The organism is Pelagicoccus sp. SDUM812005, assembly GCF_031127875.1.
Classification (GTDB): Bacteria; Verrucomicrobiota; Verrucomicrobiia; order Opitutales; family Opitutaceae; genus Pelagicoccus.
Genome location: NZ_JARXIA010000009.1, coordinates 95,728 through 113,392 on the forward strand (window position 1 = coordinate 95,728; position 17,665 = coordinate 113,392).

8 protein-coding genes are annotated in these 17,665 nt (G+C 57.7%); 4 read left to right on the top strand and 4 right to left on the bottom strand.

Annotated elements, in window-relative coordinates:
- Window positions 1-102 precede the first annotated feature (102 nt).
- Both QEH57_RS12200 and QEH57_RS12205 read left to right on the top strand, forming a co-directional pair.
- Entirely contained in the window at window positions 103-3,258 is a 3,156-nt protein-coding gene (locus tag QEH57_RS12200; RefSeq protein WP_309007015.1) for a TonB-dependent receptor, read from the top strand.
- A 374-nt stretch (window positions 3,259-3,632) separates the two neighbouring features.
- A complete protein-coding gene (locus QEH57_RS12205; protein WP_309007016.1) occupies window positions 3,633-6,719 on the top strand; it encodes a TonB-dependent receptor in 3,087 nt (1,028 codons plus the stop codon).
- Window positions 6,720-7,377: 658 nt separating this feature from the next.
- Here the strand turns inward: QEH57_RS12205 and QEH57_RS12210 are convergent.
- Both QEH57_RS12210 and QEH57_RS12215 read right to left on the bottom strand, forming a co-directional pair.
- Window positions 7,378-8,613, bottom strand: coding sequence for a glycoside hydrolase family 88 protein (locus QEH57_RS12210; protein ID WP_309007017.1), 1,236 nt, complete (start codon window positions 8,611-8,613; stop codon window positions 7,378-7,380).
- 52 nt (window positions 8,614-8,665) lie between these two features.
- Window positions 8,666-10,198 (bottom strand): sulfatase, encoded by a 1,533-nt coding sequence (locus QEH57_RS12215; protein ID WP_309007018.1) that lies wholly within the window; start codon window positions 10,196-10,198, stop codon window positions 8,666-8,668.
- 346 nt (window positions 10,199-10,544) lie between these two features.
- On the opposite strand from QEH57_RS12215, the gene QEH57_RS12220 reads away from it, so the two are divergent.
- Window positions 10,545-11,978: an arylsulfatase gene (locus tag QEH57_RS12220; protein WP_309007019.1), complete on the top strand. Its 1,434-nt coding sequence runs from the start codon at window positions 10,545-10,547 to the stop codon at window positions 11,976-11,978.
- Window positions 11,979-12,228: 250 nt separating this feature from the next.
- Here QEH57_RS12220 and QEH57_RS12225 read toward each other — a convergent pair whose 3' ends face one another.
- Together QEH57_RS12225 and QEH57_RS12230 are read right to left on the bottom strand one after the other, a co-directional pair.
- Complete coding sequence (locus QEH57_RS12225) at window positions 12,229-12,645, bottom strand: hypothetical protein (RefSeq protein ID WP_309007020.1); 417 nt, start codon at window positions 12,643-12,645, stop codon at window positions 12,229-12,231.
- 1,254 nt (window positions 12,646-13,899) lie between these two features.
- On the bottom strand, window positions 13,900-15,411 hold the full coding sequence (locus tag QEH57_RS12230) for a glycoside hydrolase family 28 protein (RefSeq protein ID WP_309007021.1): 1,512 nt from the start codon (window positions 15,409-15,411) through the stop codon (window positions 13,900-13,902).
- A 225-nt stretch (window positions 15,412-15,636) separates the two neighbouring features.
- Here QEH57_RS12230 and QEH57_RS12235 point away from each other — a divergent pair, with 225 nt between their 5' ends.
- Window positions 15,637-17,526, top strand: coding sequence for an alpha-galactosidase (locus tag QEH57_RS12235; RefSeq protein WP_309007022.1), 1,890 nt, complete (start codon window positions 15,637-15,639; stop codon window positions 17,524-17,526).
- Window positions 17,527-17,665: the final 139 nt, after the last annotated feature.

Below are 17,665 nucleotides of genomic sequence, written 5' to 3' on the forward strand. Positions count from 1 at the left end.
TTCGGGGTGAGCGGACGCTATAAAATTGAGGGCATGTTAGGCACGTTTGGCGTAGTGGACATGCGTCCACCGAACCTGCCGCCATTACCCTATTAATTAGATATGAACACTGTAGTACCCTTTACGTGCGAATTTACCCGCCTCGCAATTGTGGCCGGTTGTCTTGTATTCGTGAATACAAGTTTGTTTGCTCAGGAGGACAACGCTGAGGTTTTCGAGCTGTCTCCGTTTGTCGTTTCGACAGAAGAGGATGACGGCTTTGTCGCTGCCAATTCCCTGGCGGGGGGACGGCTATCCAGTTCGCTCAAGGATACCCCTGCTGCCTACTCGGTGCAAACGCGCGAGTTTATCGATGCTCTCGACATCGTCGATCTTTCCGAGGCGTTGGAATGGACGGTAAACGCAACGAGCGTCGAAGAGGAAGGTCGCTTGGCTATCTTTGGAAATGGAGATCAGACGCTTTCGATTCGTGGAGTAACTTCTACTGGTAGGCAGCGGAACTTCTTCCCCCTCAACCTCCAGTTCGATAGTTACAACCTAGACCGCTTCGACTATGCGAGAGGACCCAACGCAATCCTGTTTGGAGCCGGTTCCTTTTCAGGGACGCCGAATGTCGTAACGAAGCGGGCCATGCTTGCGGAGGACGCGGGGGAAGTGCAGTTCCGCATCGGCTCCGACAGTAACTACCGCAGCACCTTCGACTACAATAAGGTGATCAACGAGCGTTTTGCCGCTCGCGTGAACCTGCTTTGGCAGGATGCCGGGGGGTGGAGAACCTTCGAGTTCGACAAGCGAAAAGCGGCCACCCTCGCGACCACTTGGCAGATCTCCGAGAATACCACTCTTCTTTTGGAAGCGGAAGTGGGACACTTCGAAGAGAGCAGCCCCTTCACGTACTTTTCGGACGAGATTACCGGTTGGGACGGCAGCACCGTCTTCGACGAGTTGGTGACCAACGCCACCACGCCGGGCACCAATGCGGCCCGGTCCGCGGGTGTTGTTCGCTCGGGAGGAGGCAACGACAGCAACCCCTTCCTGGTCTACGTTCCGGAGTTTGGCGGCAGCATTCTTGACTACGCAAACACGATGACCACGGTCGGTGGAAATCGCTGGGTCCAAACCGGCATCGGTGGCACGGCAGTTCCGAGTGGAGCGCCAAGTATCCAACATCGCGACCGTCCCATCATCGGTATCGACAATCTCTATACAGGGCGTTTCGACGCAGCCGTTGCCGGATCGGAATTCACGGTTCCGGACGCTTCGTTCGCTCTCTCTACCGATGAGCCGACGGTAGAAAAGGATTACGAAACGTTTTCCGGATTTTTCCGCCAACGGTTCGGCCAGAATCTACACCTCGAGCTCGGCCTGAACGTGGCTGAGGAATCTCGGGAGACCAATTACCTCAACGCCCGTGATCTCGACGCGGTCTACATAGACATCAACCGGAAGCTCCCGACCGGCGAGGACCCTAGCGACCCCAACTTCTCCGGCGGAGTGGACAACCCGATGTTCCTGCAGCCCTACGGTCATGGACGCAGGTCCTGGGGAAGCTTCGGCACCGAGTACACCAGCGGCCGTATTGCTCTCGCTTATACAGTTCCCGAGGACCGCTTCGGTCGCTACGTGCTCAGCGTGATGGGGGGATACAGCGATTCGACGTTTCGCAAGAAGATCTCTAGTTACCGTTTGCTCGATGCGGAGGATCCCAGGGATTGGGCGAGCGCGGAGAGCGTATGGTACCGCTACTACTGGAATGGCGGAAACTTCAGCCTGCCCGAAATCGATGAAGCGGTCATTGACGGAGAGACCTATCCGGTCGGTTGGGTAGCGGACGGAGACCGTCCACAAGACGTTTCGCTGGTTAATACTTCCTACGACTACGCTCAGGCGGCGATCAACGCGAAGTTCTTCAAGGACCGCTTGAACCTCATCTTGGCCATTCGCTACGACGACCTTACCATCGCTCAGGACTATAACCGAAACTACGAGGATTATCCTGAGGACTGGGATGGCAGCACCATCTTCTACCGCCAGCCCGCTCCCGCGAATTTCCTGGAACTTTCGGAGGAAGAGCAGTCGCAGTACAGCCCGCCCGCTATCAATCCCCAGGAGACGACTTACTCCCTCGGATCGGTTTATCACCTGACGAATAACTTCAGTGTCTTCGCGAACTATGCGACTGGATACAATCCACCTGCGAGCGAAACGCGTCTCCGCTTGGACGGCACCATCATGCCGACGCCTGTTTCCAAGGGAACGGATATGGGAATTCGTTTCTCTTTCTTGAATAACAAGCTTCAGGGGAGCTTGTCCCGTTACGATGCCGAAGAGACGGCCCAACCGTTTGAGATCAATTTCCGCAACGAGCTGCAACGCATCCATCGAGCCAACGTGGTAGGGGACCTTTCAGCGGAAGGGATCAACGCTCGCGGCTTCCCTCTCGTCCCGAACCAACCGTTCGACCAACGCGATATGAGCGCGTCCGGTTACGAGTTCGAGGTCACCGCTAACGTGAACGAGCAATTGCGCCTTTCGGCGAACCTAGCTCTCTCCGACGCGAGCGCGGTGGATGCGTGGCAGGATACCTTGGCTTTCCTGGACCGGTGGACCGAAACCATGAAGCAAGTTGTTTGGGATTCGGGCGCGGTTTTCCAGTCCGATGGCCGAGCGGTTGAAGACGTTTCCATTCCGGTGGACCAACGTCCCGATGCGGACGAGGCTGCTAGCGCCTACAACCAGATTTTCTTCAATCGTCTGCCGAAGATAGGCACCGAGTTTGGGCGTGACCAGAAGCTAACGGGATTGACCGAAACGACTGGGAACCTCTTTGCCGATTACAGCTTTAGGGAAGGGCGGCTCAAGGGGTTCAAGATCGGTATGGGCGCCAACTATCGAGGCAAGAAAGTGGTTGGGTTCCGTGGTTTGGATACAATCCAGGACCCGGCCTCGCCCAACGATCCGACAGCGGCTATCGACGACCCGAGCGTAGACGAATATACGCCCGTCTACGGCGAGCCCTACTGGTTGGCGACTCTCACGCTCGGGTACAAGTTGAAGCTGAAGGATGATCGCGGAGTACGCTTCCAGCTTCGCGTGAGTAACTTGTTCGACGAGGACCAGCCCATCGCGGGGACGCGGATTCACCTCTTGCCTCCCGATGGCGACTTCCTGAACTCAGCCGCTCGGGTCTCCACCCCCACCCGTTTTCGTTGGCAGACTCCTCGCAGCTACACGTTCACGACAACCTATTCCTTCTAGGGAGGGAGCCGCAGCTTTGAAATTCTTGGGCGCGAGCGTCGTGGCGCTGGCGCCCAAGCATATTCGCTTAGGGCAGTTCGTTGCCCGAAAGAATTAGGGCCGAAAAGGGGCGAATCGCATCGCATTTGCGCCCATTAGTCGGTGGCAGACGGATTGCTTTGGGGGCGGAGCAGGGTTTTTATTGTACGCTAAAGCAGTCGCTCTCTTGAGCTCAAGGAGGGGACACGCAATTATCGGGTAAACTTCGGTCTTATGGATTGGATAAAGTTATGCGGTCGGCCGAACCACGCTCCTAATTACAAGCTATATATACAATGATACCCCTAAAATACCCAACCGGACGTCTCGTGATATTTGCGGGAAGTATTCTTTTTATGAATACAGAAATGTTCTCCCAGGAGAGCGATGAGGAGGTTTTCGAACTTTCGCCCTTTGTCGTTTCTACGGAAGACGACGACGGCTTTGTCGCCGTGAATTCGCTGGCCGGAGGAAGGCTTTCGAGTTCGTTGAAAGACACTCCTGCGGCCTATTCGGTCCAGACCCGCGAGTTTATCGATGCCCTGGACATCACCGATTTGGAAGAAGCGATCGAGTGGACGGTGAACGCGACGAGCGTGGAGGAGGAAGGCCGTCTGGCGATCTTCGGAAACGGCGACCAAACGCTTTCGATACGCGGCGTGACCTCCTCGGGTAGGCAACGTAACTTCTTTCCCCTCAGCATCCAGTTCGATAGCTACAACTTGGATCGTTACGACTACGCCCGCGGTCCCAACGCTATATTGTTCGGGGCGGGGTCGTTTTCGGGCACGCCTAACGTGGTCACCAAGCGCGCCAGCCTCAGCGAGGATTTCGGGGAGGCTCAGTTTCGAATCGGCTCGTGGAACCTGCTTCGGACGACCTTCGATTACAATAAGGTGATCAACGAAAAGTTCGCCGCTCGGGTGAATCTACTGTGGCAAGATTCAGACGACTGGAGGAGCTTCGGCTTCGATCGCCGCAAGGCAGCGACCTTGGCCGCGACTTGGAAGATCTCGGAGAACACCTCTTTGTTGATGGAGGCCGAGCGCGGAGAGTTCGAACGGAATAGTCCGTTTTCCTATTTTTCGGACCGGTTTACCGGCTGGGACGGTACCACCGTCTACGATGAGCTTGTTACGAACGCGACCGCTCCGGGCAACAGCGTATCCCGACCGGCTGGGGTCACTCGAGCCGGCGGCGGCAGCGACACCAACCCCTTTCTTGTATACGTTCCCCAGTTCGGCGGCGATATCCTAGACTACTCGAGTACCATGACCACTATGGGTGGAAACCGTCGCACGCAGACTATGATCGGCGGGGTCGCTGTCCCGAACGGGGCGCCCAATATCCAGCACCGCGACCGTCCCATTATCGGGATCGAAAATCTCTTCCCAGGACGCTTCGACGCGGCAGTGGCCGGTTCGGAGTTCGAAGTGCCGGACGCCTCGGTCACGCTTTCCACGGACGAGCCCACCGTTTCCCAGGATTACGAAACGTACTCCGCGTTCCTCCGTCACCGCGTCGGGCAGAACCTCCACTTCGAAGTGGGCCTCAATGCCGCTGAAGAAGCCCGTGAGACGAACTACCTCAACGCCCGCGACCTCGACGAAGTGTACATCGACATCAATCGGAAGCTTCCTACCGGCGAAGATCCCACGGATCCGAGCTTCTCGGGCGGCGTGGACAATCCAATGTTCTTGCAGCCCTACGGGCACGGGCGCCGCTCCTGGGGCAGTTTCGGAACGGAATACACCAGTGGCCGCGTCGCGATGGCTTACTCGGTGCCGGAGACGCGTTTCGGTCGCTATGTATTCAGCGTGATGGGCGGCTTCACCGATTCGAAGTTCCGCAAGAAGATTTCCAGCTACCGCTTGCTCGATTCCGAGGATCCGCGGGACTGGGCCAGCGGCGAGCAAGTGTGGTACCGGTATTACTGGAACGGCGATAACTTCAGCCTGCCGGAAGTGAATCAAGCTATGGTGGATGGTGAGGCCATTCCAGTAGGTTGGGTGGCGGACGGAAGCCGTCCTCAGGATGTTTCGCGGGTGAACACGTCTTACAATTATGGGCAGGCCGCTCTCAACGCTAGGTTCTTCAAGGATCGGCTGAACGTCATCCTGGCGATGCGCTACGACGACCTGCAGATCTCCCAGGACTACAACCGGAACTACGAAGACTATCCGGCGAATTGGGACGGCAGCACCGTGTTCTATCGTGCGCCAGCCCCCGCAAACTACCTCGACCTCACGGAGGAGGAGCAAACTCAGTACAGTCCGCCGGCCATCAATCCGAAGGAGACGACCTATTCCCTAGGATCGGTCTATCACGTGAACGATCGTTTCAGCGTGTTCGCCAACTACGCGACTGGATTCAACCCTCCTGCTAGCGAAACGCGACTGCGCTTGAACGGTACGATTATGCCGACGCCCGTTTCGAAGGGCACCGATGTCGGGATCCGCTTCGCTTTCCTGGATAGCAAGCTGCAAGGCAGCCTGTCCCGCTACGACGCGGAAGAAACCGCTCAACCGTTTTCCATCAACTTCACCAACCACCTGCAGCGCTTGCACCGGGCCAACGTGGTGGGCGACCTATCGCCTGAAGGCGTCAACGCCCGCGGTTTCCCCTTGGTGCCGAACCAGCCCTTCGACCAGCGCGACATGAGCGCCTCCGGCTACGAGTTCGAGTTGGTGGCCAACGTTAGCGAGCAGTTGCGCGTATCGGCGAACCTGGCGCTCTCCGACGGCAGCGCCGTAGACGCCTGGCAGGACACGTTGGCGTTCCTCGACCAATGGACGGGCACCATCCGGCAAGTTGTAACCGATTCCGGCGCCTACTTCGACAGCGACGGCATGGCCCTTGTCGACGAGAGCATTCCGGAAGCGGAGCGTCCCGACGCCGACGAGGCAGCGACCTCCTACAATCAGATCTTCTTCAACAATTTGCCGAATATCGGAACGGAAGCGGGCCGCGAGCAGAAGTTGACTGGTTTGACCGAGACCACAGGAAATGTATTCGCAGACTACACCTTCAGGGAAGGCGGCCTCAAGGGATTCAAAATTGGCCTGGGCGCAAACTACCGAGGCAAGAAGGTGCTCGGGTTCCGCGCTTTGGATACGATCCAGGACCCCGACGCGCCGGGAGATCCAACCGCGGCTATCGATGACCCCAACGCGGATGAATATACACCAGCTTACGGAGAGCCGTACTGGCTCGCGACCATGACGCTGGCTTACAAGAGGAAGATCAGCGATGACTTGGACGTACGCTTCCAGTTGCGAGTGAGCAACCTGTTCGACGAGGACCAGGTCGTGGAGGGCACGCGACTCCATCGCCTCCCGCCCGATGGTGACTTTTTGAATACAGCGGCCCGCGTATCGACGGCGACTCGTTTCCGCTGGCAAACGCCGCGCAGCTATACCTTCAGCACGACGTTCTCTTTCTAGAAGGTTTTGGTTCTCCGCTCCCTTTTTGATGGGGGAGCTGCTTTTAGTAACACATCATAGGTTCCTAAATTCATGGGTGCACGTTGGTAGGCGTGCACCCTTTTTCTGTTTTATGGAGGGACAGCAGCGGACGCAGCTGAGTGAGCCGCCGCTCGTGTTGGCATGCGGCAAGTTCCTGCTGCATCGCGGCGTGGCGCGAGCAGTCTACGCTCTCCGAGCTACGCCTCCCATGGCGCCAGCCCTACGATTTTATGTGGGACCTCCCCTGCGCTGTTGGTAGGGTCCGACCGCCGGGCGGACCGCTTCGTTCAGCAAGGATGAAGCGGTTGGTTTGAAGCTTCGCCGCTCTGGGAATAACCGCTGATGTAGGCCGGTAGACGGCGATTTGAATCGGGTCCATCGCTGTTCCAGCTACCTCAGGGTTCGGCTTGTTTTGTTGGGGGTAGGGGAAAAGAGCGAACGGAGCTCGTAGGGCTGCCGCTTGCGGCATGCCGCAGATCCCTTCTGCTTTGCTCAGCGGGCGCCAACCCTACGATTAACCGCTGATGTTCGCCGATAGACGGCGATTTGTACGCTTGTTATCCTATGCCGCGTGCTATGCTCGCAAAAAAAAACAGCCACCTGAGCAGGTGGCTGTTTTGTATCGAAATATAGAATACTAACGCTGCGCTTTTATGAGCTCGGCGGCTGCGAGCAGCAGGGGGCCGGAGCCGTGAAGGTCTGGAGTCGTGGTTTTTCGATTGAGGTAGTGGAACACGTCGTCGTGGATTCCAGTGCCTTCGCAGCACTTGAGAAGCGTGCCTTCCGCCGTGACTTGGGAGGCTAGGCCATCCCAGGCGTGCTCGGCGATTTGAAGGTAGTCGCGGTGGATAAGCTCTTCGTTGACCGCGTAGGCGATAGCGTAGGTGAACATGGCTGTGCCGGATGTTTCCTCGAAGGAATCGGGGCGATCTAGAAGCTGGTGCCAAAGCCCGCTGGCGGCCTGGTAGTTGGAGAGGCCGATGATCTGTTGGCGCAGGCTGGAGACGACCCAGTCCCGTTGCGGGTGGTCGACGGGCAGGTACTTGAGGATTTCGACCTTGGCCATGGCGATCCAGCCGTTGGCCCTGCTCCAGTGGGCGAAGGAGCGGATGCCTTCGTCGGCGTAGTAGCCGTGGTGATACACTTGTCGGGAATCGTTCCAGAGCAGCTGATGGTACTGGTGAAGTTGGCGTAGGGCCTCGTCGAGGTAGCGCGTGTCACCTGTCTGTTCGGCGCGGCGTACCAGGAAGGGAGCGCTCATGTAGACGTGGTCGGCCCAGACGGAACGGTCGCGGGGGAACTCCACGTAGAATGCCCCGTCTTCGAGTCGGTGCTCGTAGTTGAGGATGAAGTCGCCGACTGTCTCGAAATAGGGGGCGTACTCGGGGCGCTTCTTGAGCTTGGAGGCTTCGAAGATTGCGGTGGCCATCGCTCCGCAGTCGTCGAGCTTTTGCGTGCGGAAGTACCGTTGGTGTTCCACCCAAGGCCGACCCTCGCCGTAGTGGTTTTTGAATACAGCGATGCTTTTGAAGGTTTCGTCGAAATAGTGGGTCGCAAAGTCTTGGTAACGGTCATCCTCGGTCGCCTCGCTGAGGGAAAGCATGCCGAGCAGCAGGACTCCGTTGCCGTAGTGCCACACGTTGTAGGGCGAACGTACTCGGAAGTCGGTATTCACCAGCTCGTCGCTCGCAGCTTCGAAACGCTCGCCGGTCTTGCGGTTGTGGAAGTCGAAGGTGGTTTGCTCGATGAGGTGATTGGCGACTCGCTGAGCGATGGCTTCCGGGCTCTTCTCGGAGCTCTCGGCTGGGGCGGCGCTTAGGAAGGCGAGCGTTAGTAGGGGGGTGGCTAGCGAAGCGGTGGGGAGTATTCTCATGTTGTTGAGGTTTTGGTGGGTGGCGTTTGGCTTTTGCCAGTCGCGTGAAGTTTTATTGGTCCGAGCCGCTGGCGTGCGGCGGAAACGTGCGCATGGGCGAGTATCTTGGATAGGTTTCCCAGATATCGCCTCCGTCTACCTGCCGTGGATCTCCGGTTTCGAGAAGATAGCCTTCCAGCTGGGCGCGCAGCTCCCTTCGGGTGGCAGCGTAGGTTTCCTTGTCGGCGAGATTGTGCAGGCAGCCGGGGTCGTTGAGGATGTCGTAGAGTTCCTCGGCGGGGCGCTTGTCGACGGCTAAGTGGAAGTATTTGCTGAGGCCTGGCGTATCGTGGCCCGCGAGCAACAAGTCTTGGCTAGGGCAGCGATCGATATCGGTGTATCCAGAATGTGGGCCCAGGGGCTTGCCTTCGTCATCGAGCTGCACGGGGTCGCCGGCGGGCCAACGTTCTGGGGCGAAGTTCTTGATGTAGAGGAAGCGACTGGTGCGCAGGGCCCGCTGCGGGTAGGACAGGTTGTTGTAGCGGGAGGAGGAATGTCGCTCCCGGGCGGCGTAGGCAAAGGAGTCGGGCCGAGTCAGGCCCTGCCTGTCGGAGAGGAGCAGTTCCCGCAGGCTGGCGCCGGAAAGGGCGAGTTCGCCTTGCGGAGGCGCGGTTCCGGAGAGGTCGAAGATCGTTGCTGTCAGGTCTACGAATCCGACGACGTCCTTCACGATCCGGTTGGGAGGAATCTGGGCGTTCCACATGATGGCGAGCGGGACGTGCACGCCGTACTCGTAGACGTTCGCCTTGGCTCGCGGGAAGGCCATTCCGTTGTCGCTGGTTACGATGACGATGGTGTTTTCCAGTTCTCCAGAGGCTTCCAGCATGGCGAGCATTTTGCCGAGGTGTTGGTCGAACCACTCGATCTCCACGCAGTAGTCGGCTAGGTCGGCCCGGATTTCCGGATGGTCGGGCAGGAAGGAGGGAGGAGTCGCGTCGGAGAGGGACTTTTGAGCGGCGAGGTAGGAACCTTTCTCGAACTTGCGGTGGGGTTCCTTGGCGCCGTACCAGAACAGGAAGGGCTGCTCCGGATCCCGCTGGGCGAGGAAGTCCTCGAAGTTGCCGGCGTAGTCGATCTTATTGATGCCGTTGGTGGGAGGGACGAGCCGTTTCTCGTGGAAGCCCGGGCCGGCGGGGTTTTCCGTGCGTCCCTCCAGCTCGTAGTTGCCTGGGCCCCAGCCCTTGCCGGTGTGGCCAGCGGTGTAACCTGCCTCCTGCAGCAGCTCCACGAAGGTGCGGTACTTCGCGGGGAAGCTGCTGGCATGGGTGCCGGCTTCTTCGATCTGCCAGGTGTGCCTGCCGGTCAGCAGGGCAGCTCGCGAGGGGCTGCAGCCGGGCGAGGCAGCGATCGCGTTTTCGAAGAAGACGCCGCTGCTGGCGACGCGGTCGAAGTGAGGGGTCGAGACCGCAGGGTATCCGGCGAAGGAGGTGTGGGCAAAGGACTGGTCGTCGGAGATCGCGATGAGGATGTTCGGACGCTCGCCTGCGGCAGCCGAAGTGGCGGCGATTGTGATAACGAGGGCTAGGGCCGTGAGGGGGAGTCGCATGGGATGGTTCGTGTGGTGTTTCGGTTTAGCTCGGGAATCGGACGCTTGCTGGGGTTTCGAGCAACTATCCGAATTTGCGGCGCGACCTTTCAAGGGTTGCACAGGTTTAGCGTATCATAGGACTGTTCTGCGGTCGCTGTAGAGGGGATTGTTGCGGCAATTTTAATCGCCCGGGCGGCAGCGTCCCGCTCGCGAAATCCAGCGCCCGTTTTACGCTACAAATGGGATACTCTGGATTTGCGGACCGCGATTTGCTTACCTCCCCTTTGACACGAACCCCGTTCGATCGTTGCCCGCTTTGGCGGTCGCCCCATACTTTTCATTCAACCCACTCACACCCTTCTGTATGCACCCTTTCCCCAAACGAATTCTGAATATATCAGTCGCTGCTCTGGCGTTTGCTCTCGGCGCCGGGTCCAGCCTCGCTGCGACTCGAGACAAGCCGAATGTAATCTTGATCTTGGTCGACGATCTTGGCTACGGCGATCTCGGTTCCTACGGGCAAAAGAAGATCAAGACGCCCCACCTCGACAAGCTCGGCTCGGAAGGCACCCGCTTCACCAGCGCCTATGCAGGAGCGACGGTTTGCGCTCCTTCGCGAGGGTCGCTGATGACGGGGCTGCATACCGGCCATGCGAGGATACGAGGCAATTCGCGCACGGTCACGCCGGGGATCTTCTTGGCGGACGAAGATGTGACGATTGCGGAGGTGTTGAAGAGCGCCGGCTACCGCACGGCGATGATCGGCAAGTGGGGACTGGGGCAAGTAGGGGAGCGGGCCGCTGGCCTGCCTCGCCGCCAAGGCTTCTATTACTCCTTCGGCTACCTGAACCAAAGCCATGCTCATAACTCCTATCCCAGCCACATGTGGCGCAACGAGTCCAAGATCCATTTTCCGAATACGGTGCCCGACGAGAACGAGTTGGGGATGGGCGTGTCGGACAATAAGGAAGTCTTTTCCCAAGACGTTTTCATGGAGGAAGTGCTCGGCTTCCTCGACGAGCAGCAGGGAAGCGAGGATCCCTTCTTCCTTTATTTCGCCCCCACGCTGCCGCACGCCAACAACGAGTCGCGCCCCTTCGGCCTGGAGATTCCCGACTACGGGGACTACATCGACAAGGAGTGGACGGAGGCCCACAAGGCCTACGCGGCTATGGTTGGCCGCATCGACAGCGACGTGGGCAAGATAATGCAGCGCCTGGAGGCTTTGGAGATCGATCAGAACACCCTGGTTATCTTCACCTCCGACAACGGTCCGCACCAAGAGCGCGGGGCGGATCCCGAGTTTTTCCAGTCCTCCGGTCCCTTCAAGGGCATCAAGCGCGACCTCTACGAAGGCGGTATCCGCGTGCCCATGATCGTGCATTGGCCCGCCCAAGTGCCCGCTGGCCGCGTGGACGATACGCCTTGGTACTTTCCGGACGTGTTGCCTACGCTGGCCGCGATCGCCGGCGTGGAAGCGCCAGAGGGGATCGACGGAGTGGACGTAAGCCCGTTGCTCTTGGGCGCTCGCCAAGCGGAGCTAGAGGAACGCCTGCTCTACTGGGAGTTCCACGAGCGAAACAAACCGCAGGCGGCTCGCCGCGGGGATTGGAAGGCGGTGCGCTGCTGCGGTTCCGGTCGGGTGGAGCTCTACTTCTTGCCTAACGATCCCGGCGAAACCAACGACCTCGCTCCGCTTTATCGTGAGCTGCAGACTCAGTTTAGCCGCGACATGCTCGAAGCCCGTACCGTGAGTCCCTATTGGCCGTATCCATTGGATGGCGAAACCAAGCAGTAACGCCTTTCGAAGAAACGCCTAGGGGGCAACGCCACGATTTCTGCGAATTCTGTGTCCATAGAAGATGGATACAGAACTCGGGATCGGTTAGGCTTTCGCTTCGCTTGCGAGCTTAGCTTCGTGCTTCAGCTAGAAATATATAGGAGATGGGAATCGCCACAAAAAGGCACAAAGAATCGGGCTTTTGAGAACCTGCCTTATAAGGCAGGTGAGGATGCATGTCAGGAAGCCTTTTGTGAATCGAAGGATGCTAATAGGTACGGTCTGACTTTGAGGCTTCATCTCTCACGTGGTTTGTATAGGTCCAAAAGAAACCTATGACGGTTCCTACCAGAAAAATCGGTGCTTCCAAATCATAGTAGCTGACGTATTCGCTTCGGTTTGCGATCAAAAAGGCAAGAGAGGCAAATCCTCCTAGTATCGTTCCGAAATAAGCTGGTAGTTTCATCGTTGAGTCTTGAGTCGATTCTTCTTGGTAAATCCGAATTTCGGTATCCTCTTTTTTAGCCGTCTGATTGATACTGGGAGGCTCGTACTCGGAAATCGATGAGTTATCGGGATTTATCTCCGAAACAGTTGAACGAATTTCGATTTCTGATGCCGTAACTCCCGTTGTAGAAAAGCAGAACGTAAAAAAGGCTATGATAAATTTTAGTCTGAAATTCATTTAGTTCTGCATATCTTCGAGGTGATGTGCACTGGCTTAGTGTGGAGTGGTGACCGCATTTGTATCGATCGGCTGGTTCGATGTTATTATGTGAGTTCGTATTTCTTTCCTTTTTCTAGTTCGGCTGATGGTGCGACGAACGCGATGAAGTCTATCGTTTCATAGAATCTCAGTAACCAGAAGGATCCGTGTACAAATTCCTTAACAATGCCGTATGAGTAGGCGAATTCCTTTCCTTCTCCGATTTTGGTCCATGTTGATCCGACACCCGAGGACTGAAGCAGATCATTGATCCACCTTCTTTGTAAATCGTTCATGTCGTCGAATGAGCGTATGTTGATAGAATAACTGTGATCAAGGATGAGGTCAAAATCCTGATAGATCAAACCTCTTACTACTTTCTCAATCGTTTGGTAAACCGAGTTCGTTGAGTACGGTACCATTATTCTCTCTTCGAATCTGCCTCCCGGGTTGACAGGCAGCCAAAGCCTACGAGAATCGACTTCAATACGTCTTCTTAATCTTTTATTATGCGAAAGGGTTCTGGAAGTCGTAAGTGAGAGTTTTTTTTGGCTGGTGTGTCCATCCCTACTCGCATAGCTATATACATTTTGAACTCCTCGTCTTCTTTTGACGTGCCGCCGTTGCATTCCTTGCAAGCAGGAACCGTTATTAAGTTCGATGGGCGTGGCTTTGGAAATATGGACTTAGGTGGTACGTGATCGTCGGTGACGATCTTGTGCTCTCCACAGAAGACGCATGTATCCATATTTTCTTTATTCATCAAACCGTTTTATTCTATGCAGTTTTGGTGCGCATATCACTTATGGTGGTATTTGTTTCTTGTGGTCATGTCGCTACGCTCGGTTACCGCTTTTAACCGTTAAGGTGGTAGAATTTCCGGTTATAGGTGCGCTTTGGGGTCGATATACAGATTTTTCGATTTTGGATATTGGGACGATGGCGGGTTGCTCGGTTGGCCAGAAAGGCATGAGATTGCAGATTGTCGCGGATCTGTTGCGAGACAAGCGGATAATAGGCGAAAGTACGAGCGAACGGGCCCGTTTTGCGCTTAGCTCGGGGCGGGGTTGTGAGTTAACCGCGCCGTTGGGTTCGAGGTCGCGGAGGGAGTAGGGGTGGCTTCGAGGGTAGCGCTGAGCTTTAGCCAGCGCACGCGATGGTTGGATCACTGCTGCGGGACGCGGACGGGAAAGCGCCGCGTTGCCTGCCGCGACGCTACAGCGGTGACGGCCCCTACAATCGGTCCGACTCGAGGGGGGCGTTGCGGAAGGCGCGTTCTTCTTCAGGGGTGCCGAGGGTTTCGGCGGGGTAGATTTTGGGCTGCACCGCTTCGCCGTTGATGCGGACGTTTTCGAAGGTGATGCCCTCGGCGAGGGCGAGGAACTGGGGGACTTGCTTGGCTTGGCCGATGGTCACGTTGCGTAAGGTGATATTGGATACGAGTGCCTGAGGTTTGCCGACCGCGTAGATGCCGAACTTTTCCGCGATGTTGCAGCTGACGTCTTCGATGACGAAATCGGAGTATTGGGAGGGGAAGTTGTTGCCGCGCCAGCCGGGGTAGTCGGTGAGGAAGTCGATGAAGTTGGTGCGGGCGGTGCCGACTTGGATGTTGCGCACGCGCACGCCGCGGATGTAGCCGCCGCGGTCGGGATTGGACTTGAAGTAGATGCAGGAGCGGGCGCTGCCGATGCGGCAGTTTTCCATGAAGATGGATCGCACGCCGCCGGACATTTCGCTGCCGACGGCGAGGGCGTTGTGCACGTCGGGCATCTCGCAGTTGCGGATGACGATGCGCTCGGTGGGACGTCCCACGTTCCAGCCGTCTTGGTCGCGGCCGGCTTTGATGGCCACGGAGTCGTCGCCGGTAAGGAAGGTGCAGTCCTCGATGAGCACGTTGCGGGAGGAGTCGGGGTCGACCCCGTCATTGTTCTGGTGGTAGCTATTGACGGTGACCCCGCGCAGGGTCACGTCCGAGCAGAAGACTGGGTGGATACACCAGAAGGGGGAGTTGGTGACGGTGACATCTTCGACGAGCACTCGCTCGCAGCCGAAGAATTGGATGAAGGGAGGGCGGAGAAAGTCGCCTTCGCCGAAGACGCGCTGGTGAACGGGCACGAGGTCGTTGCCCATTTGGCGGAGTCGCAATTGGGCGGCTTGCTGCTGGGGGCGCCAGGTGGCGAAGCCATCGGCTGCGTTGCCGTTGATCGTTCCGGAGCCGGTGATGGCCACGTCGGTGGCTTGGAAGGCGTAGATGAGGGGGGAGTAGTTGTAGCAGAGGCTGCCTTCCCAGCGAGTGAGCACGGCGGGCAGGTAGTCAGCGGGATCTTCGCTGAAGACGATTTCGGCCCCTGCTTCCAGATGGAGCTCGATGTGGCTTTTGAGGTGGATGGGGCCCTTGAGGTACCACTTGCCTTCGGGGAAGATCAATTTCCCCCCGCCTTGCCGCACGGCGTCGGCGAGGGCGGCCTTGACCGCGGGCAGGGAATCGAAGTCGAGACGTGCTTGGGCGCCGTATTCGACTATGGAATACAGGCGGGAGGGAATTTCAGGAGCTTGGATCGAATCGACGATCTCGGTAGCGACGTCCCAGGTGAGCTCTGCTTCGGCGCTCGGATCGCTTTTCGTATTCGAATCGGAACGGCAGCTGCTTGTCGCGGCAAGCAGGACCATCAGGACAGTTAGGTTCCAGAAGCGATTTTGGGAGAACAATTGATACATGAAATTCCTTTGCTGGGTTTGTTGCATTTTGTAGGTGCGCCGTTTCGAGGCGGCAAGCGTTTGGGGCGTTGGCGCTGCGGCGCCTCGCTCAACGATTAGAAGATTGGGAGTTTGGGGAAGCTTGCTAGCGTGCGGGAGCTTTAGCGTAAGGTTAGGCTATGGCTACCTTTGAAATTGCTCGCGAAGGCTTTACGCTAAAATCTGCAGCTCCTTGAGGGAGGCGGTGGCGGGATGTCACAGTGAGAAACCCAAATGAAGTACCTTATTATTTTGATCGGTTCGTGGCTCTTGGGAGCGACGGTTCTTGGAGCAGAGACCCTGGCGCTGCCGGAAGTCCGTATTCACACCCTGGATGCGGTGCCTGGACTTGTGGCGGAGTCGCGCTTCGAAACGACTCCAGGCGGCGGGAGAACCTTAAGGGTGGTCCTGCGCAACGAGGGCAGCGAGGCTGTGCGTTTGGACTCGGTAGAAACGCGTTTCGGCTGGGGTGGCCCGCCTTCCTCCGAAACCTTGGTGGCCACGGGAGGCACGACTCAGTTTCGGCATCCGACTCGCGTCACGGAGGCGGCTCACTGGCCAGCCACCTCCGCTTCCTTCCTATTGCGCAAGGACGGTGGCAGGCACCTAGTGGCGGGCCTCTTGGGCTGGAGGACGTTCTATACGGAGCTGACCTTCGATGCCGGCGAGGTGAGGGTGAAGACCTTTGGCGAGCAGAAGCGGATCCAGCCGGGAAGCTCGGTCACTTTGGAGTCGATATGGCTGGCGGAAAGCCAGTCCTGGGAGGGCTTGCTGTACCGCTATGGCGACCAGATCGCGGCGGCGAATAATGTGAACCTGCCGGAGAAGGAGCAGATCGTGGGCTGGGCCAATTGGGACTACTACGGCAAGCATTTCAGCGGCGAGTCGATCATGGAAAACGCTCGGGAGCTTGCGAAGATGGAGCTAGGCGGAAGCTTGGTGCAGATCGACGATGGCTGGCGCGAGCATTCGGGCGACTTTGGCGACGAGGAAGTGCGTATCGGAGATTTGGATGCGATCGTGGACGAGATCAACGCCTCTGGGATGAGGGCCGGTATCCACGTGGACTCGACGCGAGCGGATCCACGCTCGAAGATTGCTCGCAAGCATCCGGAGTATTTCTTGCATTTGGAGGACGGAAGCCTGCTGGTGGGCGAGCGTTCCAACGGTCGGGTGGGGCATGTCTATTTCGACTACACCCATCCGGGAGCTCGGGCTCACATGGCGGCTAATATTCGTTGGCTGCGGGAGAAGGGCTTCGAGTACTTCAAGCTCGATTTCATGCGATTCGCGGCGGAGGTGAATATCCTTTCGCGGGCCGAGCTGCCAGCCGATACGCGCATCGTGCGGCATGACGACAGCATGACGCTCTTTGAAGGATTCAACCTCATGATGCTGGCCTTTCGGGAGGCGATGGGCGAGGAATCGTTTTTCCTCGGTTGCTCGGCGGAGTTTGGCGTGACTTACGGGCACGTGGATGGCTTGCGCTCGGGCGGCGATATCGACCCGACCTTCAGCCGCTACCAGCGCTCCACTATGGAGAATGGCGGCATGTTCTTTTTGAACGGTCGTGTGGTTTGGTCCGATGCGGACTACCTGGTGGTACGCAACAAGTTCGACGAGGACGAGGATCGGGTCGACAGTTATCGAAAATCCGGATGGGAAAACTCCTGGTCGATGTCGCGTATGTGGGCCCACTATGTGGGGCTCTTTGGCGGGCCGATTATTTCCGGAGACAAGCTGCCGACGTTGCGGGAAGAGCGTCGCGAGCTGCTACGCGAAGCCATTGAGTTGCCTAAGTGCGAACGCTTCTATCCGGTCGACTTCTGGCAACGCGGCCGCGATCGCGACGACTCCTATCATGCGTTTTTGGGAGAAGCGAACGATGGGGTTTATCTGGCCTTCTTCAATTGGGGAACGACGACCCGTGAATATCGCATAGAAGGGCTTCCGGCTGGTGCGAAGCTGAGTGTCTTGGCGGGTGAAGGTATCCTGACGGCGGATACAAAGGTCGGTGCCTTGACGGTACCCTACTTTCATTCGACGATTTTGAAGGTAACTGGCAGCAGCTTCGACGAGCTACGCCGGACGCTCGCGGTTACGTATCCAGAACGTGGGTTGTAGTTCGCGGGTGTCGTCTCGGCGTGGCGGCAAACAGTCTTCGCATGGGACTACGACCGTCGTCGCGCCAGCCCTACCTTGCTGCGAACCCTGCTGGCTTAAAAGAGCGCGTCTTCCGCAAGGCTCTTTGGGAGATACTATA

What these genes read in the sequence shown, in the direction of transcription:
- QEH57_RS12220 (WP_309007019.1), top strand. Translation starts at nt 10,545, where the DNA reads ATGCACCCTTTCCCCAAACGAATTCTGAATATATCAGTCGCTGCTCTG.
- QEH57_RS12200 (WP_309007015.1), top strand. Translation starts at nt 103, where the DNA reads ATGAACACTGTAGTACCCTTTACGTGCGAATTTACCCGCCTCGCAATT.
- QEH57_RS12235 (WP_309007022.1), top strand. Translation starts at nt 15,637, where the DNA reads ATGAAGTACCTTATTATTTTGATCGGTTCGTGGCTCTTGGGAGCGACG.
- QEH57_RS12225 (WP_309007020.1), bottom strand. Translation starts at nt 12,645, where the DNA reads ATGAATTTCAGACTAAAATTTATCATAGCCTTTTTTACGTTCTGCTTT.
- QEH57_RS12205 (WP_309007016.1), top strand. Translation starts at nt 3,633, where the DNA reads ATGAATACAGAAATGTTCTCCCAGGAGAGCGATGAGGAGGTTTTCGAA.
- QEH57_RS12210 (WP_309007017.1), bottom strand. Translation starts at nt 8,613, where the DNA reads ATGAGAATACTCCCCACCGCTTCGCTAGCCACCCCCCTACTAACGCTC.
- QEH57_RS12230 (WP_309007021.1), bottom strand. Translation starts at nt 15,411, where the DNA reads ATGCAACAAACCCAGCAAAGGAATTTCATGTATCAATTGTTCTCCCAA.
- QEH57_RS12215 (WP_309007018.1), bottom strand. Translation starts at nt 10,198, where the DNA reads ATGCGACTCCCCCTCACGGCCCTAGCCCTCGTTATCACAATCGCCGCC.